This is a genomic window from bacterium (assembly GCA_030697645.1).
GTDB lineage: Bacteria > Patescibacteriota > Minisyncoccia > Phycocordibacterales > VMGT01 > JAUYPI01.
The window spans coordinates 68,385-89,868 of sequence record JAUYPI010000006.1 but is presented as its reverse complement, the minus strand read 5'-3'; the positions used below and the strand labels follow the sequence as shown (position 1 = coordinate 89,868).

At 53.1% G+C, this 21,484-nt stretch carries 25 protein-coding genes; 1 reads left to right on the top strand and 24 read right to left on the bottom strand.

The window, feature by feature from the left end; translation table 11 throughout:
• Window positions 1-120: 120 nt before the first annotated feature.
• On the bottom strand, window positions 121-1,089 hold the full coding sequence (locus Q8R39_01730; GenBank protein ID MDP3735130.1) for a bifunctional methionine sulfoxide reductase B/A protein: 969 nt from the start codon (window positions 1,087-1,089) through the stop codon (window positions 121-123).
• 57 nt (window positions 1,090-1,146) lie between these two features.
• On the opposite strand from Q8R39_01730, the gene Q8R39_01725 reads away from it, so the two are divergent.
• Complete coding sequence (locus tag Q8R39_01725; GenBank protein MDP3735129.1) at window positions 1,147-1,785, top strand: DM13 domain-containing protein; 639 nt, start codon at window positions 1,147-1,149, stop codon at window positions 1,783-1,785.
• On the opposite strand, the gene yjjX is transcribed toward Q8R39_01725, so the two are convergent.
• From yjjX to ppsA, 23 genes are all read right to left on the bottom strand, one after another.
• Window positions 1,757-2,326 carry an inosine/xanthosine triphosphatase gene (gene yjjX, locus Q8R39_01720; protein MDP3735128.1) on the bottom strand — a complete coding sequence of 190 codons (570 nt, stop codon included), beginning with the start codon at window positions 2,324-2,326 and terminating at the stop codon, window positions 1,757-1,759. The two genes, Q8R39_01725 and yjjX, sit on opposite strands and share 29 nt — an antisense overlap.
• A 136-nt stretch (window positions 2,327-2,462) precedes the next feature.
• Window positions 2,463-3,479, bottom strand: coding sequence for a transketolase C-terminal domain-containing protein (locus Q8R39_01715; GenBank protein ID MDP3735127.1), 1,017 nt, complete (start codon window positions 3,477-3,479; stop codon window positions 2,463-2,465).
• 5 nt (window positions 3,480-3,484) lie between these two features.
• Entirely contained in the window at window positions 3,485-4,420 is a 936-nt protein-coding gene (locus Q8R39_01710; protein MDP3735126.1) for a HEPN domain-containing protein, read from the bottom strand.
• Window positions 4,417-4,785 carry a nucleotidyltransferase domain-containing protein gene (locus tag Q8R39_01705; GenBank protein ID MDP3735125.1) on the bottom strand — a complete coding sequence of 123 codons (369 nt, stop codon included), beginning with the start codon at window positions 4,783-4,785 and terminating at the stop codon, window positions 4,417-4,419. Before Q8R39_01705 ends, Q8R39_01710 begins: the two co-directional genes overlap by 4 nt.
• Window positions 4,773-4,922 carry a hypothetical protein gene (locus Q8R39_01700; GenBank protein ID MDP3735124.1) on the bottom strand — a complete coding sequence of 50 codons (150 nt, stop codon included), beginning with the start codon at window positions 4,920-4,922 and terminating at the stop codon, window positions 4,773-4,775. Before Q8R39_01700 ends, Q8R39_01705 begins: the two co-directional genes overlap by 13 nt.
• 43 nt (window positions 4,923-4,965) lie before the next feature.
• Window positions 4,966-5,694: a hypothetical protein gene (locus tag Q8R39_01695; protein MDP3735123.1), complete on the bottom strand. Its 729-nt coding sequence runs from the start codon at window positions 5,692-5,694 to the stop codon at window positions 4,966-4,968.
• A 41-nt stretch (window positions 5,695-5,735) separates the two neighbouring features.
• Window positions 5,736-6,167 carry a PIN domain-containing protein gene (locus Q8R39_01690; protein MDP3735122.1) on the bottom strand — a complete coding sequence of 144 codons (432 nt, stop codon included), beginning with the start codon at window positions 6,165-6,167 and terminating at the stop codon, window positions 5,736-5,738.
• Window positions 6,157-6,414 carry a hypothetical protein gene (locus Q8R39_01685; GenBank protein ID MDP3735121.1) on the bottom strand — a complete coding sequence of 86 codons (258 nt, stop codon included), beginning with the start codon at window positions 6,412-6,414 and terminating at the stop codon, window positions 6,157-6,159. The genes Q8R39_01690 and Q8R39_01685 overlap by 11 nt, the downstream gene beginning before the upstream one ends.
• 176 nt (window positions 6,415-6,590) lie before the next feature.
• A complete protein-coding gene (locus Q8R39_01680; GenBank protein ID MDP3735120.1) occupies window positions 6,591-7,196 on the bottom strand; it encodes a hypothetical protein in 606 nt (201 codons plus the stop codon).
• 4 nt (window positions 7,197-7,200) lie between these two features.
• Complete coding sequence (locus Q8R39_01675; protein MDP3735119.1) at window positions 7,201-7,509, bottom strand: hypothetical protein; 309 nt, start codon at window positions 7,507-7,509, stop codon at window positions 7,201-7,203.
• Window positions 7,481-7,855 (bottom strand): DUF5674 family protein, encoded by a 375-nt coding sequence (locus Q8R39_01670; GenBank protein ID MDP3735118.1) that lies wholly within the window; start codon window positions 7,853-7,855, stop codon window positions 7,481-7,483. The genes Q8R39_01675 and Q8R39_01670 overlap by 29 nt, the downstream gene beginning before the upstream one ends.
• Before the next feature lie 30 nt (window positions 7,856-7,885).
• Complete coding sequence (locus Q8R39_01665) at window positions 7,886-8,773, bottom strand: transketolase (GenBank protein ID MDP3735117.1); 888 nt, start codon at window positions 8,771-8,773, stop codon at window positions 7,886-7,888.
• A 159-nt stretch (window positions 8,774-8,932) separates the two neighbouring features.
• On the bottom strand, window positions 8,933-9,250 hold the full coding sequence (locus tag Q8R39_01660) for a hypothetical protein (protein MDP3735116.1): 318 nt from the start codon (window positions 9,248-9,250) through the stop codon (window positions 8,933-8,935).
• A 17-nt stretch (window positions 9,251-9,267) separates the two neighbouring features.
• Window positions 9,268-9,984 carry a hypothetical protein gene (locus Q8R39_01655; GenBank protein ID MDP3735115.1) on the bottom strand — a complete coding sequence of 239 codons (717 nt, stop codon included), beginning with the start codon at window positions 9,982-9,984 and terminating at the stop codon, window positions 9,268-9,270.
• A gap of 214 nt (window positions 9,985-10,198) precedes the next feature.
• Window positions 10,199-12,364 (bottom strand): sigma-70 family RNA polymerase sigma factor, encoded by a 2,166-nt coding sequence (locus Q8R39_01650; protein ID MDP3735114.1) that lies wholly within the window; start codon window positions 12,362-12,364, stop codon window positions 10,199-10,201.
• 43 nt (window positions 12,365-12,407) lie between these two features.
• Entirely contained in the window at window positions 12,408-13,601 is a 1,194-nt protein-coding gene (locus Q8R39_01645) for a hypothetical protein (GenBank protein ID MDP3735113.1), read from the bottom strand.
• Between the two features lie 87 nt (window positions 13,602-13,688).
• The gene (locus Q8R39_01640; protein MDP3735112.1) at window positions 13,689-13,850 is read right to left on the bottom strand and encodes a hypothetical protein; all 162 of its coding nucleotides are present in this window, start codon (window positions 13,848-13,850) and stop codon (window positions 13,689-13,691) included.
• 475 nt (window positions 13,851-14,325) lie between these two features.
• The gene (locus tag Q8R39_01635; protein ID MDP3735111.1) at window positions 14,326-15,645 is read right to left on the bottom strand and encodes a hypothetical protein; all 1,320 of its coding nucleotides are present in this window, start codon (window positions 15,643-15,645) and stop codon (window positions 14,326-14,328) included.
• 255 nt (window positions 15,646-15,900) lie between these two features.
• Window positions 15,901-16,167, bottom strand: a complete 267-nt coding sequence (locus Q8R39_01630; GenBank protein MDP3735110.1) for a hypothetical protein — start codon at window positions 16,165-16,167, stop codon at window positions 15,901-15,903.
• A 233-nt stretch (window positions 16,168-16,400) separates the two neighbouring features.
• Window positions 16,401-16,916 (bottom strand): RpiB/LacA/LacB family sugar-phosphate isomerase, encoded by a 516-nt coding sequence (locus tag Q8R39_01625; protein ID MDP3735109.1) that lies wholly within the window; start codon window positions 16,914-16,916, stop codon window positions 16,401-16,403.
• 11 nt (window positions 16,917-16,927) lie between these two features.
• Window positions 16,928-18,016, bottom strand: coding sequence for a hypothetical protein (locus Q8R39_01620; GenBank protein ID MDP3735108.1), 1,089 nt, complete (start codon window positions 18,014-18,016; stop codon window positions 16,928-16,930).
• Between the two features lie 99 nt (window positions 18,017-18,115).
• Window positions 18,116-18,664, bottom strand: a complete 549-nt coding sequence (locus Q8R39_01615) for a hypothetical protein (protein MDP3735107.1) — start codon at window positions 18,662-18,664, stop codon at window positions 18,116-18,118.
• A 326-nt stretch (window positions 18,665-18,990) separates the two neighbouring features.
• The gene (gene ppsA / locus Q8R39_01610; protein MDP3735106.1) at window positions 18,991-21,477 is read right to left on the bottom strand and encodes a phosphoenolpyruvate synthase; all 2,487 of its coding nucleotides are present in this window, start codon (window positions 21,475-21,477) and stop codon (window positions 18,991-18,993) included.
• Between the last annotated feature and the right edge of the window lie 7 nt (window positions 21,478-21,484).

Below are 21,484 nucleotides of genomic sequence, written 5' to 3'. Positions count from 1 at the left end.
CTCTCGAAAGTCAATGTGCGGCGGTTTACCCCGCCTATCCAACTATCCAACTATCCAACTATCCAACAAAAGGATACCATATCTATTTAAAAAAAGCAAGAGTTTTTAGTACAAAATCAGTTACCGCTGTTTTGCAAAATACTGCTGGTGGTACTCCTCTGCTCGGTAGAACGGTGTCGCGGGGATGATCTCGGTCACGATCGTCTTCGCTCCGTACTTCCCCTCCCTCTCGAACGCCTCTTTTGAGGCGCGGGCAGAACGCTCCTGTTCCTGTGTATGATAAAAAATGATCGAGCGGTACTGACTGCCGACGTCCGGCCCTTGGCGATTGCGCTCGGTCGGATCGTGCATCGCCCAAAACGCCGCAAGCAGCTCGTCGTACGAAATCTTCCGTGAGTCGTACTCGACACTCACTGCCTCAGCGTGGCCCGTCGTGCCGCCGCAGACCTCGGCGTACGAGGGGTTTTTTGTCTGCCCGCCTGAATATCCCACTGTAACAGTAACGACGCCTGCCAGTTCTCGGAACCCAGCCTCCACACCCCAAAAACAACCAGCCGCAAATGTGGCGGTCTCGGTCGGCGCGTGTTCTGGTGTTGTGTTCGCCGTGAGCGCGTCCGAAATATCGTTCGCAATGGGGTCTCGAACTCTGGGAGCTACCTCGCTTGCGTTCTGCGGCGTAAAATCGAGCGACGCCGAATTGATACAGTAGCGCTTGCCGCCGCGCTCGCGCGGCCCGTCGTCAAAGACGTGCCCTAAGTGCGCACCACAGCGCGCGCAGAGCGCCTCGGTGCGTTCGCTGGCTTGCGTCGTATCTTCAGCCATGGCGAGCGCACTCTCGGATGTCGGTGCCGTAAAACTCGGCCAGCCCGTGCCGGAGTCAAACTTTTCCTCTGAAGAAAAAAGTGGCGCACCGCAAACCACGCACCGATACTTCCCGTGCGCTTTATTGTCCCAATACTTGTTCTCGAACGGCCGTTCGGTCGTCTTTTGCTGTGTCACGGCGTATTGTTCGGGAGTAAGAGAGCGTTTGGCATCGTCGAATATACCCGCATCAAGTTTCGATTCGTTTTTCTGTTCGTTGCGGACCATACCGTATTACTATAGTATTGAGCACAAGCGTCGCCCCCGCAAGCGTGGTGATAAAATATGAAAAAATATATTTACGCCATGACCGTCATTGCTCTCGGTGTCGCAGCCTGGTATCTTGGCTCGCCGCTCTTCCTGAATCGTGAGATTAACGAAGCGTTCCCGACTGCTGACATGCTCGCGCATGATCCCTCGCTCATGGAGGGTATGCCGCCGGAGCAGCTCGAGATGATGCGTGAAGACATCATGGACGCCGCGGCCACGATGCCGGACAGTATGATGAGTGAGCCGATGCCCATGATGAACAATGAGGGAATGATGGGCGACGAGAGTGGTATGAGCGGTAACTCTACAGAGGTACCTCAAGAACCTGCAGGGCCTACCGCCCTCGGCTCCGGAACCTTCACCGGCCGTGACAGCTTCCACCAGGCGTCAGGAGGCGCAACGCTCTACCGGCTTGCCGACGGTTCGTCAGTTCTTCGCCTTGAAAACTTCTCTGTCACGAACGGGCCGGATTTACGCGTGCTTCTTGCGCGCGGCAGCGACCCAGCGCAGAGCATCGAGCTCGCTGCACTCAAAGGCAACCGCGGGAACCAAAACTATCCCGTCCCTGCGGGCACGGATATAAGCCGATACGACTCCGTCATCATCTACTGCAAACCCTTCCACGTCATTTTTGCGACCGCAGAAATGCGGTAGCTATGCGGTTTGAATACAAATGCGCGTTCCGGAACGGAAATAGCGCGAGGGTGACAGCACTCACATAATATTGTGTCCGATCCATAACACCGCCAGAGAGGAACCCCACGGTGCCGAGGCCTTGTTTAGAATTCTTCTCGTTAAAGACTTCGTCGCTCGCATCGCCGAGCTCGCGGCCAGCGCGTACAAGCACCGCAAGACGCTCCGGTAGAAAGAATGTCCCACTCCTTCCCTTCCCGAACCTGCCGTCGCTTGAGCGCACAACCACCCACGCGAGAGCAGCAAGTTCGCCGTCTCGCTCCTCAATCCCGCCCTCGATGCCGACATAAAAATGCGCGTCTGCCGCCACCCCGCTCGCACCCGTGGCGCGGTTCCATGCGCCCGCAAAAGTTTCCGCGTCCGACATCGGTTGGTCAGGGACGCCGGAAGGTACCGTGACGCCCTCGATCTCAAATGCTCCCTCGGGAAACATGAGCCGAAATCCATCCTCCGCCGCATGTATCTTCACCGGATTTTTTGAGGCAACGATGATTTTTTGCACGATTGGTCACGGTGAATTAAGAAGTAGGAATCATGAATTATGGTCGCGTATACTTGTTTGAATTTTCACCATTCAAAACCCCCATGATTCATAATTCTAGCCCCATAATTCAGATCGTTTAGATATTGATTAGTAATTAGTTAAGGGCTTGTTTTCGTCCATGCACCCGCACGATCGCCTCCTTGATGTGCGACGCATCGAGGCCGTATTCCTTGAAAAGTTCCTCGACGGTTCCTGACTGGCCGAAGCGATCGTGGACGCCGACGAATTCAATCGGTACTGGATGTTCTTGGACAAGTAGTTCTGCGATTGCCGAGCCCATGCCGCCAGCGATTTGGTGTTCCTCGGCGGTGACAACGGCTCCGGCTCGCTTTGCAATGCCGACAATCGCATCGCGGTCGAGCGGTTTTATTGTGTGGCAATTCAGCACCGCAATCTTAAGTCCGCGCTCTTCGGCGAGCTCTTTAACCGCCATGAGCGCATTGTGCAGGACCGGGGAGCAGCCGATGACAGCGACGTCGAGGTCTCCCTCGGGATTACCGTCCCAGAGCAAATTCGCCCTCCCTATCTCAAACGGAGAGTCGGCGGTGGTGAACACCGGCCGGTTGTCACGCGTGTAGCGGAGATATGTCGGAGCCCCGTTGAACGCCGCAGCATACGTTGCCTTCCGCGCCTCTTCGGCATCCACTGGCACAATGACCACCATGTTCGGCTGCATACGCATAAGTCCCACATCTTCGAGCGCCTGGTGCGTGGCACCGTCCTGCGCGACGCTGATACCGCCATGCGAGCCCACGATTTTCACCGGCACATTATTGAGCGCGATCGTCGTCCTGATTTGCTCATTGTTGCGCCCCGGATTGAATGCCGCGTATGAGGCCATGAAGGGAATCTTCCCGTAGTTCGCAAGCCCGCTTGCAACCGTCGCCATGTTCTGCTCCGCAACTCCAAGCTCGATGTAGCGATCCGGAAACTTATCCCGAAACCACTGCGCGCGCGTGGAATCCGCAAGGTCAGCGCACAGCACCACCACGCGGGGGTCTTTCTCCCCAGCCTCAACGAGGCCTTTTCCAAACCCATCGCGCGTCGGCTTTTTCTCGAGCGCGGTGAGGTCGAAAGGGTTTTCGACGAGATGCGCGTCTCTGTAAATCATACAATTCAAGGCGAAGTTATCCTCCAGCTACCATCCTCAAACTTATAAAGTACTATCGTGCCGTGATAAACCGTGTCTTGCGCTGCAACCGTTACTCCAAATGTAGCAATAGTATCGGTTCGTTCCACAAGCTTTGCCGATTGATAAGTCGTACCCAACGAGCGCATGAGGGCTGTCTCTGAAAAACGCCGCTTGAGCACCGACTGAGAACCATCGTCAAAATACGGTAACACAGCATCAATACTATCAGCAGTAAGCAACAGTCGTGCGACCTCCCTCATAACCATTTCGGGGTCGGTCTGAACATTTAAATGTCCGGCCTCTTGTGTGGAGACCAGCGGACACTCCGCAAACTCGCAGTTCGGCCCGGTGCGGAGGGCGGTGGTGCCGTCGGGGCAGAGTTTTGCTTCTTCGGTGCAGGCGGCAACGCCGTCCTCCGCTCCCTCTCGGCTGCGCAAAACGACCGCGCCGAGAGCAACGAACACCGCGAGCGCGACAACGCCAACAATGAGACCGACGGTGCCAAAGCCGGGCTCACCATCTGCGCTGTTTCCTTTTACTCGCCCCAGGACGAATGCCCTGACACGCATCGCAGCTGCCTGTGCTTCCTCGGCGTCCTTCTTTTGATACACGGTGTAATTGTCCGGGTAACGTGACGAAAAGTACAAATCGCCAAGAAATTCTACGTCATGTTGTAGCGCTTTGAATGACGCATCCACCTCGCAGCATACCCGCAATAGTGAGGACAAGTCGTGCACCCTGCGGGCGTGTCGCTCACGATGCGCCAGGAATCCTTTCAGGTATTTTTCTGCCGCCTGTTCCGCATGAAAACAAACAACATTGGGGATACTCTCGTTCCTCAGGAGCACTTCCATAACCTGGAGATCGTCGTCTCCTCTCTCAAACCACTCGCCAGCGTATTGTGTCGTTTTGTCATTCATGTAATAAGCGTTGCGGGCGTATGGGTAAGCTCAATCTCGCCCTGCGTAGCAGAGTAAAGTGTAAGGCCATTACGGACTATGTCTTCTAAAAAAAGATTGCGTTTCTCGTTGATGTTGTCCTCTAATTCCTTTTTTGTGTGCACTAAAATATCAAGCGGCATGTCTGCGTCTAAAAGCAAGCGCCGCAATTCGCGTCGTCGTTCGAGCTGCGTCTTTGTACTTTCTTTTACCACAAGCAAGTCAACATCACTCCACTCATGCGGCTCGCCCCATGCATACGAGCCAAAGAGAATAATTTTCTCCGGTTGGTACTCTTTAACGATTGTGTCCGTAATCTCTTTAATTTTTTGGTTTATCGTATGCATAATCGTATTTTATCATGTATTTCTATCTCTCCGGCCTCAACAAGGCCTTTCCCGAACCCATCCCGTGTGGGCTTCTTTTCGAGCGAGGCGATGTCGAAAGGGTTGGGGACGAGTTTTGCTTGGGGGTTGAGGGACATGACGGATGAAGTAAGAATTATGAATCAAGAATCATGGAGGCGCTCATTTGGTGAACTTGAAGGTGGAGAGAATGAGGCCAGAAAGATCGCTCGTTAAATAATCACCGATTGAAAGATACTGGCCGTCTGACATTCGAATAAATGTAAAGCTTTCTCCAGCAAAAGAAATAACCGGATGACATTTGGTCGCACCTCTTCCTCCAAAAATTGTTGGCTGGCACTCGCGATCAAAATTTATCGTATCCTCTGACTGCTGGATTGTTCGCCCTTCGAGCGGCTTCAGAACAAAGTTAATCCCAGGTGATTCGGTAATAACCTCAGGGCTCGTCGGAGTTAAAAAAAGAAATAGCTCCGCTTCGTGTTTGTACCATTGTTGTGGGTAACGCACTTCAAACCCATACTCCTCACTCCGGTAGGTTTTCCAGTCCGAGGTATCAAACCCAGTCATTTCTGGGTAACAAGACCACTTTTTGCTTTTCGTGTAACATCCGAGCGCTGTTCCTGGCCCACACTCTGCCGGTGGCTGCGGCCCGCATAATTCCTCGGCTTTCTTACCAAAAATAATTTCCGGACTGGGACAGGCCGCAAACTCGCAGTTCGGCCCGGTGCGGCCTACGGTGCTGCCATCCGGGCAGAGTTTTGCTTCCTCAGTGCACGCCTGCGTACTTCCACTGTCCTGCGTCACGTCTCCAATGATTGAAGCATACAGCACATACCCGCCCGCGGCGGCAATGATGAGTGCCAGAGAAACAATTGTGGTGCGCTTGTGCATACCATGGAGATTTCTAGGCGTGCCAAAGATTCAGGGCTCGATTACACCTGCCGTAAGGTACCGGCGCTCGCATACCTCTCAAGGATGCGATCAAACGAGGCGAGCGCCGGTATGGCGTACCGCTCTAATGCCGCCAAAATGATAGTGTCAACAAAACTAAAATTTTTACTGCGAATGCTCCGAAATCGCTCGAGCGCTCTCTCTTCGAGCATGCGGTCGGCATATACCATTTCTATATCATTTTTACCATCACCGTACAGCGTCTCGGCCAATTCAAGCGCGAGCGCCTTGCTTCCTCGCTGGCTCAAAACGGTCAGCGCCTCAGACGCGACAACATTCAAGGTAACGAGCTCGCGATTTTCTTGCTTCATGTCGGCCCAAAGAGCGACTGCCCGGAGATGCAGTGCGTCATCTTTGTTCAAAAGGGCAATAAACACGTTCGCGTCAACCAATATTTTTCGGTTATATTCCATACACGATGCGGTCAACGTTGGATGCGAGATTTCGCGCACCGGTTTTCTGTGCGCGCTTCGGAAGATCCCATACGGAACGACGCGCGCGTTTGGTGTGCACCCCCGCACGCCCCGTAAAATGTTCGCGAACCAAAGACCGAAGAAGCGCGCCCACACTTTGCTCTTTCGCGAACGCCTCCTGTTTCAATACTTTTAAATCTTCCTTCGGCAGACGAATATTGGTTGTGATATAGTCTATGGTAGCCATATATACTATTGTATACTTATACAATTGTATGTCAACACGTACCCTTTCCGAAGCCGTCCCGTGTCGGCTTTTTCTCGAGCGAGGCGAGATCAAACGGGTTTTGGATGAGTTTTGCGTATGGGTTGAGGAACATGACGGATGAAGTAAGAATTATGAATCAAGAATCATGGAGACGATCAGTTGGTGAATTTAACGGTGGATAAAATACCCTCCCGTAATAAGAAGTCGGCATCCGGAAAAGTGTACACAAAACCATTATATTTGACCACTATAGTATCCATTTTCTTTATGGTTCCTTGAATACGGTAAGCGGCCTCACCGCCGATTTTGAACGCCGTAAGTGAATTGTCTTGTTTAGCACTTTCGAGAAACTCTTCAAGATTAAAGCTATTCTCCCCTCTCACAAAAATGGAAAAACACGTCGGCGTAGGCGGCTTCGCGAATACCTCATTTAAATAAACGCGGCATGTTGGCGGGTACTTCATCTCAAACCCATACTCTTCATTCCGATACGTTTTCCACTCTGACGTATTCGGTTCATTGGTCGTTGGCAGTTGGTTGTCCGAAGTTGCGCACGCCTCAAACTCGCAGTTCGGACCGGTGCGGCCGACGGCGGTGCCGTCGGGGCAGAGTTTTGCTTCTTGGGTGCAGGCAGTTTTTGCACCGCTACGATCCGTGTTGCTCGTTGAAAAAAAACGCGACAAATACATTCCACCCAGGAGGACGATCGCAAGAACACCTACGACCACCATGATGAAGATAGGCGCTGATTTGTTGTTCATGTTTTTAAGACGTGGTGGTCAATAATACCTCGGCAATATAGCGGCTCAATGCAGGATCGAGATGTTTTGCGTACAGTGCAGCAAGCGCATCGCGAAGCCGATAGAGTGCTTTTTTATCATTCCATTGCGGGTCCGCGAGCGAGGCGTCCACAAGTATGAGCGACCGCTCGAGCGATTCCTGCTCAAGTTCTCCTTGCCCCCGCGCTCCGGCGCTCGTTGCACGCGTGAGCTCTGCGGCGATATGCCGCATTTGGACATCACGTGGAAACGACTGCCACTTCTCGCTATTCGGCTGGTAAGGTTTCGTCGTCATAGAGCAATAACCGCGTGACAAGATCATGTATCTTCGTTCGCATGCCCAGATCCGTAATCTCCATCTTTCGATGCGGAACGAGCGGCTTGAGGTTAATGAGCGATGTATAGACAATGCGCTCCCGCGACTCTTTCCAAGGATAAAAATTTACGCCCCACACATTATTCGCTTGAGAACCATCCGCGGTCAACACTTCCTCTGCGTCGGAATGCCACTCGCCGCCTATTGCAAGAATCCCGCGCTCAACATCTACTGCAAGTTTCGCCATCGTATCGTAAAGTCCATCGCGTATCAGTCTTACCAATTCGTCCGGCTTGACTTTTTCACGTATCAGTTTCGGCTCCATACCCTTAAATCTCTCACTTGGAACGTTGAGCTACACGTGTGCGTTTTTAATCATTTCTCCAAGCGCCCGCAGTTCCTCCAAAAACTTCGCCCCCTGCTCCGCTTTCTTAAACACGTCCTCGGGCCCGCCTCCCGGGGTACAGCCGTGCCAGCGGTAGTCGCCTTCGATCTCTTTGATGCCTTTGCCCGGGATCACGTGCGCGAGGATAAGCGTCGGTTTTTCAAGTACTGCTTTTGCTTCCTCGACCGCCGCGACGAACTCCTCAAAATCGTGACCGCCGACTTCGATCACATGCCAGTTGAACGCCTCGTACTTCGCGCGCAAAGGCTCGAGGGGCATAATGTCCTCTGTGGGACCGTTTATTTGTATATTGTTTCTGTCCATCACCGCCGTGAGGTTCGCGAGCCTGTTATTCCCCGCAAACATCGCCGCCTCCCAGGTATTCCCCGCCTGCTGCTCGCCGTCGGACATGAGGCAATAGACGCGAAATTTCTTGCCGTCCATGCGCGCGCCGTAGGCGTACCCCGCCGCCTGGCCGAGTCCGGAACCGAGCGGCCCGGACGTGGTCTCGACCGCGGGCAAACGCTCGCGCTCGGGGTGCCCTTGAAGGGGCGAGCCGAATTTCCGCAATGTTTTCAAATCCTCAATCGGAAAATACCCCGCGTGCGCCATGGTAGCATAACGGATCGGCGTGATGTGACCATTTGAAAGGATGAGTCTATCCCGTTCTTCCCAGAGCGGATTTTTCGGATCGTGATTAAGGATGTGAAAATAAAACGCGGTGAAAATATCCGCCATGCCCAAGGGGCCTGCCGTGTGGCCAGAGCCAGCTGCGATAAGTGACTCAATGAGCGAAATGCGAATCTCATTCGCTTTACTCTCTAGAAATTTTATTTTGTCTTCGTGGAGGTGGGGCATCTTCTCTAATTGATTATCACTTGAGTTCCGAGCCAAATCCAAAACCCGATTAGAAGAACGAGCAGCGTAGAGGTTATGGCGAGTGCAACAAACTTTTTTTGAAATCCAAACCAAACAGTCAAACCCATAAGTATAAGAAAAAGCAAAGACAGCATGGATTTATTTACCACTCTCTATGCCGAGCTTCAATTCGAGATACTTGACGCGACCATAAAGATCCGCCGCTTCATTTGGATCGCCAAGCGGATCGAGGTTCTTCATGAGCATCGCGAGATCATTTCGCACTTCACGAAACTGTACCGCAGTATTGTACTGCAACCCAGCAACATCGGACTTGAGTGTAGATACATCCGACTTCAGAGTAGACACGTCGGACTTAATGTTTGACACGTCTGACTTAACAGATCGAACGTCCATCTCGATGGCATCGAGACGGATGTGCAGCCGCGCAAATTCTTGTTTTAGCTCCTTGTTCATAATTGTGCCGACATGGTTTACTTTGCCGAAGTTTGTAGTTTCTCAATTGCGGCTCGGATATCGTCACTTCCGAAAATGGCTGATCCGGAGACGAGCCGATTCGCGCCCGACTCAATGAGCCGCGGCGCGGTGTCGAAATTGACGCCGCCGTCAACACTTATGATAACACCCGAGCGCCTCTCTCGTAAATCGCGGATTTTCCCCAGCACGCGCTCGTCAAAGGCTCGGCCTTGGTAGCCGATTTTTTCAATCCCCATGAACTGCACGAAATCTATATGGTCGAGGTAAGGGCCGAGCACGGTGTTCTCTGTCGTTGTATTGAGCGCGATTGCGAATTCAACTCCGCCACCGCGCACCTCTGCGGCGGCGCGACCGCTGATCAGCGCGGCCGTGATATACGTACTGCTCTCAATATGCACAATGACGCGCTTCACACCCGCGCGCACCCAATCCGCAACAGAGCGCTCCGGCTCCGCGACCATGAGGTCAACTTCGTAGTTGAGCTTTTCGGCGAATGGCAAGGTCTTACTGCCCCGCACGAGTTCTTCAAATTCTTTTTGTGCGCTCTCGCCAGTGTACGGCCAATCAACGCTCGGCACAAACCTGCCGTCCATCACGTCAATTTGTACAAACGGCACGATTCCCGCAGCGCGCCCTGCCTTCTCGAGGAGGTCCGCGAGCGAGTCCGGCATGATGGCGGGAATAATTTCAACGCCACTATGAGTTGCAGGCATATATCTATCTTACAGCCGAAGAGCCATTTTTAACAGACTTCATTGAACATAGGACTTACGCGTTTGAGCAGAGTATCGAGACGCCGAGGAGCGAAAACGCGAGACGTACTTGAAGCTACGAGCGACAGGTTTGAGCGACGAAGGCAACAAAGAAATGCGCCAAACGCGTAAGTCCTATAAAAAATTAAGCCCCGCGACATGTGGTCGCGGGGCTTCACGCTCTCCTCTGTGCTTCGCGCGAGTCCTCGCGCGGATGAGAAAAGAACGATTGCAACTTCTCTCCCATTTCCTCTTCCGAGGAGATGTCGAGCGCCTGCATGCGCCGTCGTAATTTAGAAAACGCTTTCACCTCAATCTGCCGGATCCGCTCGCGCGAGACGCCAAAAACCCGTCCAATCTGCTCGAGTGTCTGCGGTTTCTCCTCGACAATACCATAATGCAGGCGCAGCACCCTCTCCTCTCTCGGCGAGAGCGTCTTAAGGAGCTGCGCTACGTCCTCTCGACGCTCGATGTCAGTAACAGGGTCTCCGGCATCAGACGCATTCGCATCAGGAATGAACGCGAGGAGCGCCGTCCCATCCGAGTCGGATCCGGACGAATGGCTCGAAACCGGCTGATCGAGCGAGCGCGTAGAGTCTAGCCGGAGAGTATCGCGCACCTTGGATACCTCGCTAACCTCCCAATCGAGCTCGAGCGCAAGATCCTCGTCCGTAGGTTCGCGACCGCCTGCCGACCGCGCCATGATGCGCGCATGAGCCGCACGTAGTTTCATTGTCGCCTCGCGTATATGCACCGGAATTCTGATCGTGCTGCCCTTGTCCCAAACCGCTCGGAAAATCGCCTGTCGAATCCACCACACTGCGTACGTCGAGAGGTGGATTCCTCGCCGCCAGTCGTACTTCTCAATCGCCCGCATGAGGCCGATATTACCCTCCTGTACAAGATCAAGGTACTCAAGCCCTAATCCCTGAAACCGTGAGGCAATCGAGGTGACCAGACGCATGTTGTGCTCGAAGGCTTCTGTCTCAAGCGCCATGAGCCGAGAGAGGCGTGGCGTAGCTTCAGAAAGAAGCACGGAGAGCGCCGCGCATGCGAGCGTAGACCCATCCTTCAGAAGTCGTCCCTCGAGTATCTCGAGTGCGCGCGAGAGCACCCGACCTGGAGCAACTTCTGGATCGTCTGTCTCCTCATCTTCAGTGGTCGTCTCCGACATATCGAGCAACTCTCGATCTCGAGCGTCTCTGTCCTTCTCCTCAGACGTGTGCGGTTCATTCTCTCTCTCCCTTAGCGTCATCCAGCGAACGAGGTTGTGCCACGGTGGGCGCTCCCGTCGAGCAGCCTCAAGCGAGAGAGCGCCGGCAGGGTGAGCGCTGAGGAGCGCCTCGATCTCGCTGCGCTCGGCATCAATCTTCTTGAAAAGTTGCAACGTCTCCTCTGCCGACAAAAGAGGACGGCGCACTGCGGCAGCAAAGTACGCGCTGATCGTGCCAATCCACGCCTCCGGCTCGTACCGGGCTTCCGGGGCTTCGGTGAACAAAGCTCTCGCCGCGCTCTCGCGCTCGCCATGCATTTCGCGAGCGTCTTCAAGGACGAGCGCACGCAGCCGCTCCTGCTCAAACTCACGCAGTGCATCATCGACGGGCTTGTCTGCCTTTGGCCTCGGGCCACGCCGCCTTTCGGACCTGGGAAAATGCCGCTCGCGGTTCTGTTCTGGCTTCTTTGGCAACGTCCTTTCTATCGTGTGTGGCGTGCGTTGATCCGCCGATTCTGTACCGCTTTGTTGTCCCGGTTGCGGCACGACAGAGGAGCGTTTGAGCCTCACATAAGCGCTGCGCTCGGTTGTATATACATTCGCGGTCGAAACCCCCAAGTAGGACGCAGTCTCTGAGACAGACTTCTGGCCCTTACCACCAATGCCATAGCGAAGTTTGAAAACCTGTGCCTCGCGACGGGTCAAGAGCGGTAGGGCACGCACTGCCTCATCAAAAGACAACAGTGGCTCCGCTCGCGGCCGTCCACGACCACGTCGAGGTTGCGCTGCCAAGGGCTTCGCCACTTGCTCGGGTTGCTGCTCTCGGATGGAGTGATCCGTATCAGGACGTCGGTCGGGGCCCCGCAGAGCGATAAAGATAAGATCAGCGAGCGCCACGCGCGCTTGCGCATCCTCGCACTGCCCCTCGGAGAGCGCCGCGCGCTTTTCGACGCTCGTCACCGGCTCGCCGCGGAGTATACGCGCTATAAGAGAGCGTATCTCTGATCGTTGCAGTAAACGCTCGAGGGGGTTGCCCGCGTTCAAAGCGGTACTCTCGGCGCAGGACGATTTGGTTGATTGGGGGACAGCGACCTGTCCCCCTTCGATCACGATATCGAAGTCAGACATGGTGCTCTCCTCATTGTAAAGCGTGGAGTACTATGGGGGCGAGTTACGTGGCGTGAGGCGCGTCCCCGTCCAGAACCCACGCTTGAAGCCGTGCGTGCATTGCGTCGAGGTTCGCAAACATCTCGCTGCGGCGAGAAAGTTCTTCTTTGAACTCGCGCACCACACGGGCGAGCTCGAGATCGCGAGGATGCGTATCCCGCGCGGCACTGAAGCTCATGCGGAGCTCGTCGAGCTGAGTCGCGAGTGCATTCGCGTCGTCCGTCGCGCGCCTCCCCGTCGCCTCCTCGACCTTCTCAATGCGCTCAAGTGCGTGGACACAGCCGCTCACTTTCTCCTCGAGAGCGCTGAGACCCTCTCTAACATGCGCGCCAAGAGCGCGAAGTTCATCGTGCTCGCGAAGCAGAGCAGTACTGATGCTCCCTAGGTGATCGGCAAATACGAATACGCGGCTGAGGAGCGCCGTGAGCTCGGAGACCGCGACTGGCTCCTCGGCGCGACGAGACAGATACGTCACGGCCTGCTCGGGTGCCGCTCTCGGTGTTGACGTCGGTACTTCCGATGGAGACACCGACGGCGTTTCGGTTGTGGGAAGGGAGAGCGGTGGACACGACTCTGCACCGCCACGCCCGATCCCTCGCGCGGGAGCACTACGCCGCGCTTCTATGCGGCCAGCGTCAGTGAGAGAATAACGAACCACATCCGCGTTTTCTTTATCTGCCTCTCGGTGAAATACGCCTGCGGAAACAAGGCCGTCGAACGCTCGGTACCACGCGCCGCCCGGAGTGATGCTCAAGCCCGCAAGCCGAATCGCCTCGGTGAGGATTCGATTTTTTCCGGCAGGCGGGTCGAGCATTTCTTCCCGCGCGAGAGCCGCGCGGAGGATATACTCTTGCTTCTTTTCTTTCCCGACACTGGATGAGGGCGTTTCCGCCGCCGGCTCGATCGCCGTTATCTCGGTATTGCCGAGGCGAACCAAGTGTTGCCTGCGCCTAAACTCATCCCCATTGTTTCCCCTTGTTTCGCTAGAGACGTAGCGCTCCGCTATTTCTCCTTTCTCAACCATCCCAGCGATGATATGCAGGAGACGCGGCTGCCCTTCGTAGGGCATCGGGTGGCCTTCTCGCGACATGACACCCCCCACGAGACTTCCAATACGCATCTCGCCCTTCTCCGTAAGGAGAGTACGTACGTGCTCGCGCAAAACTTCGTTTGAGCCGAGCTTAAACTTCCGATCCATTCTGTACTCCTTACGGTTACAGGATTCGAAGACAAAGAACGTAACGAGTGTGCTACTTGCTATAACCTACCACGTTTTTTAAAGGGTTCAAAATATTTGAACGACGAAACCGTACCCGTCCATCACGTCAATCTGAACAGCGTGAACAAGCCCGACCACCCGTGACGCTCTTGTCTCAAGGTCAGCGAGCGACACGGGCATTACTGCAGGAATGATCTCGGTCTGCCTGTGGATAATGTTACTTGACATTAAGGTGAGGAGCCCGTGGCTGTCTCTCGGGTAGAGGGGTTCGATTCACCTTGGCTCCACCAAGAGAAATTTTGCAAGTTTTCGGAAGCCAACGGATTGGTCGCGCGCTAAAAAATTAGCGCGCGAAGGAAAACTCAATAGGCCAATTCCCATATCAACTTTCATTACTGCCCCGATAATAGAGATTTATTCAATTGGTTCTTTGAACTTCCGCTAAGCGCACTTTCCGAGCAAATTTTGGAAAGATATATGGAGGCGACAACTGAAGAATCGCACGCGGCGATTGTTCCGCATACCAAAGAAATTTTTGAAAGAATTACTAAACCTTTGCGAAGCGCAAAGAAGTATTATTGCTTGGGCGACTATGCTGCAACAATTGCACTCTGTGGAACTGTAACGGAAATGCTCGCAATTCTTGTGTGGAAAATCAACGATGTTAGATTGCGTGGAAATCCCATTACTGAACAATTCGTAACTACTTTAACTTCGCGGCCCAATCACGAAACGATGCGTGCCACGCGGCGTTATCGAGATCCGGCACATACACTTCAAAGTACGTGATCCCCATGAGACTGTTTCCACAGCTGATGGCATCTGTGGGTATTGTACCCGCGTTTTTTGACGGATTGGCAAACGGAGTTACCCACGATTGCAACATTTGGAATGCGAGCCACGTTTTCCCTGTTGCAAGCTTCAAAGGATCGCGAGACCCGTCGGGCGAACAAAGAATGCTTCCGGTCGTATTTAGGGCCGACAGGTTTTCTTGGAAATATCCGACTTTCGGATTTTTTACTCCATCAAATTCCGCTTGAATAGCATCGTGGATCGTCTGATCCAGCGACGGCGATGTCGTAGTGTCGGTCACATGAAAAAAAGGAACTGAAATCGGTTTTTGAGGGAAATTTCGAGCAATCGCCCGGAGGGCGGCAAGGATAGCGTCAATGAAAACTTGACGGCTATACCCAGGCATCGTTGAGAGTTCTGGCGTTGCTGCGCCCCCCGGTCCTTCGCGGATGGAGCCAAGACCGGGAATGGTTACAATGATTTGAGCTAATGCCGGGTTATCACGAAGTGCGATTGTGCCTCCTGCTGGATTCGGCGACTGGTAATTCGCAAGTTTTTCGGCGAATATGCTGAATCGCGATTGCAGATATGAATCCCATGGGACCGGCTTTACCTGGGGTTTGCCATAATCCTCATGACGGGTATTTTGATCCGTGAATGTCCATGTGGTTACCCCGGATTCTGCCGTGATATAGGCCGGCTCGGTTTTGTTTGAAGAGAGCATATTCAGAGAAAGCTTTTTCCCGAGAGGGTTAAGCTTCCCCAAAATGTGATCCAGCGCTGCGAAATCGTACACGCCCTTTGAGGACTCAAAATTATACCAGCCCATACGCCAGGCATATCCGGCTACAAAATCATAGCTTCGAATACCATTATCGCGGTACGTCCCCTTGACGCTGTCGAGCGCAAAAATTCCTTTCGCGCTTTGCGCATTAAGGCTCCCGGCGGGAACGGGGTTAGGTGTCGGCGATGGCGAAGGTGGTTGGGAACCGGGAGGCGGCGGAGATGGGGTGGGTGCAGGGCTGGGTGACGGAGAGGGCGTCGGCGACGGCGAAGGAGATGGAGAAGGTAGCGGAGCTGGCTGCGGAATCGGAAGGCCTGGCTTCTCTACGGGAAGTATCAGCCGAGGCATGCGAAAATTTTTGCGTACCACCACAAATCCCGCACCAAGAATTACGATGCCGATGATAATAATGATCGGAAGTTGTGCGAAGCCGTTTTTTAAGGACATACGATTTATTTTAGTTTATCCCGTATTCAATTTACAAGTGCAACCTGTGGATAAAAATTTTTACTGTTTTGACGCAACGACCGTTGACGTAATTTGTTCATTTCATACTCATACGCTTCATTCGGTGTCCGGTACCTCAAACACCTCATCGGACGGCTATTGATCAGATTCTCGACATGTTTAATCTGCCTGCCTGATATGGTATCGAGGTCCACGGTGCGCGGCAGATAGAATCTCACGAGTCCGTTTCTGTTTTCATTGGTGCCTCTCTGCCAAGACGAGTAGGTTTTGGTAAAAGTAGAATTTCATGCCAATGGCGGCAGTAACGGTCTCGTGAGCGGCGGCTTCGAGTCCATTGTCGTAGGTCATCGTTCGTCGCGCTGCGAAAGGAAGCGCGCGGTACCGACGAATCGTTGCCCGCGCCTTCGCCTGTGCCGTGAGATCGCGCGGCCTGAAAATCATCACCTTCCGCGTCTTTCTCTCAGCGGTGGTAGAGAGCGCACGGCGATGTCGGTTATACACGACGTTGTCGCCTTCCCAATGGCCAAATTGTCGCGTTTTTCCACCGTTTTAGGCCGTTTACAGAAAATGAAATATCGTCAACCGCCTTGATTTCTTTGGTTTCGGGAGCAAAAAGATTTTTGACCCATCCGGCGGATGGGTTTTTGACAGGAAACGAAAATCTTTTTGACAAATTGGAAACAATAGAAGTAAGTCCGAACTTTTTGGTATAATGACCACACCACACCGACCGCCTATTTGGCGGTCGGTGTGTTTTCTGTTCCAATCATTGACATTTTCAGTAACCGCCTCGTGTGCCTTTCCTCGCCGCCAAACGGCGTCTCGAGCCACGCCTTCACAGCTTCCAGTGTCGTCGCTTCGTCTAAAAACCGCGCGCCGAGCGCGAGGACGTTCGCATCGTTGTGCGTACGTGAGAGCGTGATGATCGAATGCTCTGGAGAAATACTTTTTTTACTCATGGCAGCCGCGCACGGCTCGCCGTAATACACCACCGCCCGCACGCCGCGGAACTTATTGGCTACCATCGCCTCCCCCTGCCCCGAGCCACCGAGCACGATGCCGCGCGTCGTCTCCGGCTCGGTACTCACACGCTCCGCTACCGGAGCGATAAAATCCGGATAATCATCATCGGGATTGAACTCGTGCGCGCCGCAGTCCTCGACTTTGTAGCCGAGCTCGTCGCGCACAAAAACAACGAGCTTGTTTTTGAGCTCAAACCCGGCGTGGTCGGAACCAAAGTAGATTTTCATAAGTGTCATGCTTACTCCAACGGAAAAGCCTTCCTGCTCGGCTCAAGAAATCGGAAGGTTGAGAGAATTTGATCGAAAACGATTTTCTGATGTTCAAAAATTTCTGGCGAACCAACAAACACAAAGAGAAAAGTGGTCCCGTCTCTTTTCAAAAGGATTTCGCTCCGTATAGGCAGTGCTATGTATGGTATTGAACTTCTGTCTGCGGTATGGCGAATGGCTAAAAATCCTCCGATATTGAGGTCCTCAATTTTGGTGTATACGACAAGGTCCTGTTCAAAAGTTTCTCCAGGTTTTAAATTTTGAAGATCCACGAATAAATTCTTACTCTGTATGCTTTCTGAACGAACTATCTGTAACGTAATGGCGTCTACGGTAAAATTTTTCTCACTCGAAAATTCAAAAAGTTTTTCTTCCCTAATATCCTCAATGAGGTTGCGCGTGTTAAACCACCCTCCAGGATACTTCACCTCAAATTCAAACTCCTCATTGCGGTAGGTTTGCCAGCCTGATGTGTCAACATTGATCTCGTTGTTAGTGCCACCAACAACTTGGACAGTAAAGGAATAATTAATATCTCCGGCGAATTTGTCATCAGACCATGCGCCACTAACGAGAACAACGTATGTGCCTGGTGATGTATCAAGGACGAAGGTCGATACTGTTTCTCCGACAGTAACAGGTATATCGCTCAGCCGCTCACCAGACTCCTGAAACAAAGTCACCCATACCTTTTCGGCTGGCGCGTATGCCTGAACATCAATCGACATAGTGTCTCCTGAAGGAACACGAATACTCGTTTCCGGGCCTCCAAATACTCGGTCAACACAGAGGTTCAAAAACTCCCCGTCCGCGGAAGATTCTTGAGTTGGCCAGCAATAGGAACCCTCAACGCCATCATAAACAACCCCGTTATGCCACAGACGAATAATCGGTAATTGGGGTGGCTGCGGTAATGAATTTTTTAAAAAAACATATCCACCAATTCCCGCTGTCGCGATCAGCACCGCAATCCCCACAACTATAGCGACCTGCCTCCCACTTAAATGATAGTGGTGCGACTGTACGGTACCGAGGTTTGAACTTTGTGTGGCCTCCATATTTAAAGGTAGTCGGCGCCAAAAAATACCTCTCCGCTCCTAGAGGTAGTATATCACAACCCCTGTAGCCAACGGTCAATCTTTGGCGAATAACAGCAATTAAGGAAGAGGAAGGATATAAAAAGCTTCAGAGGAACAGGTGGAAATAAAATGTTGATTGCCCTTCCCCCCGCTGTAAGCTCCATGAACCTCAGCTTTTTGACCTTCCTTAATACCGAATCCTTGCCTTCTTGCTTTAATGTTTGGGCAGAGAGAGCCTCTACCTGGGCTATACTCAACCAAAACTTCCTGATCACGCACTCGTAGTTGTAGATAACAACTTCCATCACGTGTACAAGCGTGATTATTTTTCAATACGGTGCCGATGACTCTAGCAGTACCATCTGCTCCTACATTAAGCGCCGTTTGTTGATTGGACTCATCGTCAGTTTGAGGCTGTGGTTTGCCAAATCCATCAGTCATAGGAGTTTGTTCTACTGGCCGGACAGGGTTTGCATATGATTTAACAAGAACAAAAATCAGTCCTACTACCACAACAAGGATCAGAAAGCTGATGGTGGTGATAATAACCTTGTGCCGCATAATGTATAGTTCTTGTCTAAAGCTCATAAAAACAAACGGTTGTACTTCATTATAGAACAGAACCACCCAACACAAAAGCGCACCCGTCCCTTTTAGAAATCATCGAGGTGCGCTCTGCAATAGCGTTTCAGCGTGTCAGTGTACTACCAGGCATGCACGGTGCGGCGATTCGTTAGAGAGGGCCGCACGGTACACCTCAGGGAGGGTAGTGTCAATCATCTTTTTGAGGGGCACTAATTCAAGAAAGAATACACCAGCAGTGACAAGGGGATAGCCAGAGGTTTTATGGCCACCTCATGTGGATGTTACAGAGAACCCTCGGCATTCAAAACAGAAATGTTGTGCGCACCCCATCGAGAGTCTTCTCACAACCATTCTCGCAACCCATTGACTTATTGATTGTTCCACATACGATATAAGATAGAGTTCGTTTTGCCCCCACGACCCCGCTCCGCTCGAGCGATCACGGAAAGCGTTTTAATAACGGTATCGGGATTCAAAGATATGCTCTCTATGCCGAGCCGCACCAAAAAAGCGGCGAAGTCTGGATAATCAGACGGCGCTTGCCCGCAGATGCCAACGTACTTGTTGCGCCGACGACATGCCCCAATCGCCTGCTCTATGAGCTGTCGCACCGCCTCATTATTCTCGTTCCCAATATAGGCGAGTCCTCCCGCATCGCGGTCAAGACCGAGCGTGAGCTGCGTGAGATCATTGGAGCCGATAGACATGCCGTCGAAGATATCAAGAAACGCATCCGCCTGGATCACGTTTGAGGGGATTTCACACATCACATATATCTTCAGAGACGGGTCGCTCGTTCTGCTCAACCCAAACTCCTCCATGAGAGAGACGACCTTCCTCCCCTCCTCCGGCGTCCGGCAAAACGGCACCATCGGCACTATATTCTGAAGCCCCATCTCCGAACGTACCTTGAGCAAAGCCGCGCACTCAAGCCCAAACGCGTCTCTAAAATTCTCATGGTAGTAACGCGAGGCACCACGCCAGCCGAGCATTGGATTCGATTCCTGCGGTTCAAAAAGCTCGCCGCCGATCAGAGTGCGGTATTCATTGGTCTTGAAATCAGAAAAGCGAATAATAACCTCATGCGGCCAGAATGCCGCGCCGATCTTCGCGATGCCCTCTGCAAGCTTGTCGACATAATACTGTTTTTTATCGGCATACCTCGCGGTAAGCTCGTCTATCATGCGTACAATCTCACGTGTGCGCGTATCAGAAGTATCGGCGACAAGTCGAGCGTAATTAATCAACGCATTCGGGTGTATCTTGATATGCCCGGCAATGATAAATTCTATACGGCCAAGCCCGACGCCCTTTACCGGAAGCCGGTGATGACGAAGAGCCTCATCCGGCGAGCCAATGTTAAGCATCACCTTCGTACGCGTCTCGGGCACGCTCTCGAGACGATGCACGACTTCCTCAAACTGGAGAGCGCCACGATAGACAAACCCGTCGTCCCCTTCAGAGCAATCAACCGTCACCTGCTCCCCGTTTTTGAGGAACGTCGTCGCGTCCCTCGCTCCCACGATGCAGGGTATACTGAGCTCGCGGGAGACAATCGCGGCATGGCTGGTACGCCCACCCTTATCGGTGACGATAGCCGCAGCGATCTTCATCACCGGCTCCCAGTCCGGGTCCGTTGTGCCTGTCACCAGCACCTCGCCCCGCTTGAACATATGTATGTCTTTGGCGTCAGGAATTACCCTCGCTGGACCAGTAGCAATACGCGTACCAACGGCAATGCCGTGCACAACAGGCTCCCCCCTCTTCTCAAGCAAACGAAACTCCACGTACACATTTCCCTCTTTTGTTGCATGCACTGTCTCCGGCCGCGCCTGCACAATAAAGAGCTCGCCTGTCTCCCCGTCTTTCGCCCACTCGATATCCATCGGTTGGTACTCTCCTGCTCGCTCCGAAAAATGCTTCTCGATGGCAACGCCCCAGAGCGCAAGCTCTCTAATCTCTTCGTCCGTCATACAAAATCGGCGTCGATCGCTCTCCGCTACCGGTACGCTCTCTGTCGTAGCCCCCGCATACACCATCTTAGTGGCCTTTTCGCCCACTCTGCGGCCGATGATTCCCGATACGCCTTTCTCAAGCGCTGGCTTAAACACGATCCATTCGTCGGGGATAACAGAACCCTGCACAATAAACTCTCCCAGGCCGTATGACCCGTTGATCAGAACGACCTTGTCAAAGCCGGACTCGGTGTCAATGGTAAACATCACACCGCTCGTCGCCAAATCACTGCGCACCATTCTTTGCACGCCGACCGACAGCGCAGCATCCGTATGTCTAAATCCTCTGTCAGAGCGGTATGAAATGGCGCGGTCAGTGAAAAGCGATGCAAAGCAGTTCTTAATCGCAGAGAGCAGTGCGCTCTCCCCGACCACGTGGAGAAAAGTCTCCATCTGCCCTGCGAATGATGCGCCCGGGAGGTCTTCCGTCGTCGCGGAAGAACGTACAGCAACGTCTACAACTCTTCCGTACTCGCCCTTCATCTCTCGGTAGCGATCGCAAATCTCCTGCTCGAGCTCAGCCGGAAATGCCGCCCCTTGGATCGCCTCGCGGATCCTCGCTCCGCGCTCCGCGAGATCGGCAACGTTCTGCGTATTAAGACCCTCGAGCTCATGCGCGATCACCCTCGAGAGGTTCGCGCTCTCGACAAAATGCTGGTATGCAGCGACAGTGACCACGAACCCGCCCGGCACGCGTATCCCGTGCGGCACAAGCGCCCTGAGCATTTCCCCGAGCGCGGCATTCTTCCCCCCGACGAGCGCGACATCGTCCCTCCCTGCCTCGTGGAGTAATATAGTAAACGGATTATTCCTAGTCGTGTGCGTGGTAACTGTGCCCATTACAGTA

What these genes read in the sequence shown, in the direction of transcription:
- Q8R39_01690 (MDP3735122.1), bottom strand. Translation starts at nt 6,167, where the DNA reads ATGGAATATAACCGAAAAATATTGGTTGACGCGAACGTGTTTATTGCC.
- Q8R39_01680 (MDP3735120.1), bottom strand. Translation starts at nt 7,196, where the DNA reads ATGAACAACAAATCAGCGCCTATCTTCATCATGGTGGTCGTAGGTGTT.
- Q8R39_01655 (MDP3735115.1), bottom strand. Translation starts at nt 9,984, where the DNA reads ATGCCTGCAACTCATAGTGGCGTTGAAATTATTCCCGCCATCATGCCG.
- Q8R39_01705 (MDP3735125.1), bottom strand. Translation starts at nt 4,785, where the DNA reads ATGCATACGATAAACCAAAAAATTAAAGAGATTACGGACACAATCGTT.
- Q8R39_01660 (MDP3735116.1), bottom strand. Translation starts at nt 9,250, where the DNA reads ATGAACAAGGAGCTAAAACAAGAATTTGCGCGGCTGCACATCCGTCTC.
- Q8R39_01710 (MDP3735126.1), bottom strand. Translation starts at nt 4,420, where the DNA reads ATGAATGACAAAACGACACAATACGCTGGCGAGTGGTTTGAGAGAGGA.
- Q8R39_01730 (MDP3735130.1), bottom strand. Translation starts at nt 1,089, where the DNA reads ATGGTCCGCAACGAACAGAAAAACGAATCGAAACTTGATGCGGGTATA.
- Q8R39_01685 (MDP3735121.1), bottom strand. Translation starts at nt 6,414, where the DNA reads ATGGCTACCATAGACTATATCACAACCAATATTCGTCTGCCGAAGGAA.
- Q8R39_01670 (MDP3735118.1), bottom strand. Translation starts at nt 7,855, where the DNA reads ATGGAGCCGAAACTGATACGTGAAAAAGTCAAGCCGGACGAATTGGTA.
- Q8R39_01620 (MDP3735108.1), bottom strand. Translation starts at nt 18,016, where the DNA reads ATGGAGGCCACACAAAGTTCAAACCTCGGTACCGTACAGTCGCACCAC.
- Q8R39_01700 (MDP3735124.1), bottom strand. Translation starts at nt 4,922, where the DNA reads ATGTCCCTCAACCCCCAAGCAAAACTCGTCCCCAACCCTTTCGACATC.
- Q8R39_01650 (MDP3735114.1), bottom strand. Translation starts at nt 12,364, where the DNA reads ATGTCTGACTTCGATATCGTGATCGAAGGGGGACAGGTCGCTGTCCCC.
- Q8R39_01640 (MDP3735112.1), bottom strand. Translation starts at nt 13,850, where the DNA reads ATGTCAAGTAACATTATCCACAGGCAGACCGAGATCATTCCTGCAGTA.
- ppsA (MDP3735106.1), bottom strand. Translation starts at nt 21,477, where the DNA reads ATGGGCACAGTTACCACGCACACGACTAGGAATAATCCGTTTACTATA.
- Q8R39_01715 (MDP3735127.1), bottom strand. Translation starts at nt 3,479, where the DNA reads ATGATTTACAGAGACGCGCATCTCGTCGAAAACCCTTTCGACCTCACC.
- Q8R39_01665 (MDP3735117.1), bottom strand. Translation starts at nt 8,773, where the DNA reads ATGCCCCACCTCCACGAAGACAAAATAAAATTTCTAGAGAGTAAAGCG.
- Q8R39_01675 (MDP3735119.1), bottom strand. Translation starts at nt 7,509, where the DNA reads ATGACGACGAAACCTTACCAGCCGAATAGCGAGAAGTGGCAGTCGTTT.
- Q8R39_01695 (MDP3735123.1), bottom strand. Translation starts at nt 5,694, where the DNA reads ATGCACAAGCGCACCACAATTGTTTCTCTGGCACTCATCATTGCCGCC.
- Q8R39_01725 (MDP3735129.1), top strand. Translation starts at nt 1,147, where the DNA reads ATGAAAAAATATATTTACGCCATGACCGTCATTGCTCTCGGTGTCGCA.
- Q8R39_01635 (MDP3735111.1), bottom strand. Translation starts at nt 15,645, where the DNA reads ATGTCCTTAAAAAACGGCTTCGCACAACTTCCGATCATTATTATCATC.
- Q8R39_01625 (MDP3735109.1), bottom strand. Translation starts at nt 16,916, where the DNA reads ATGAAAATCTACTTTGGTTCCGACCACGCCGGGTTTGAGCTCAAAAAC.
- Q8R39_01645 (MDP3735113.1), bottom strand. Translation starts at nt 13,601, where the DNA reads ATGGATCGGAAGTTTAAGCTCGGCTCAAACGAAGTTTTGCGCGAGCAC.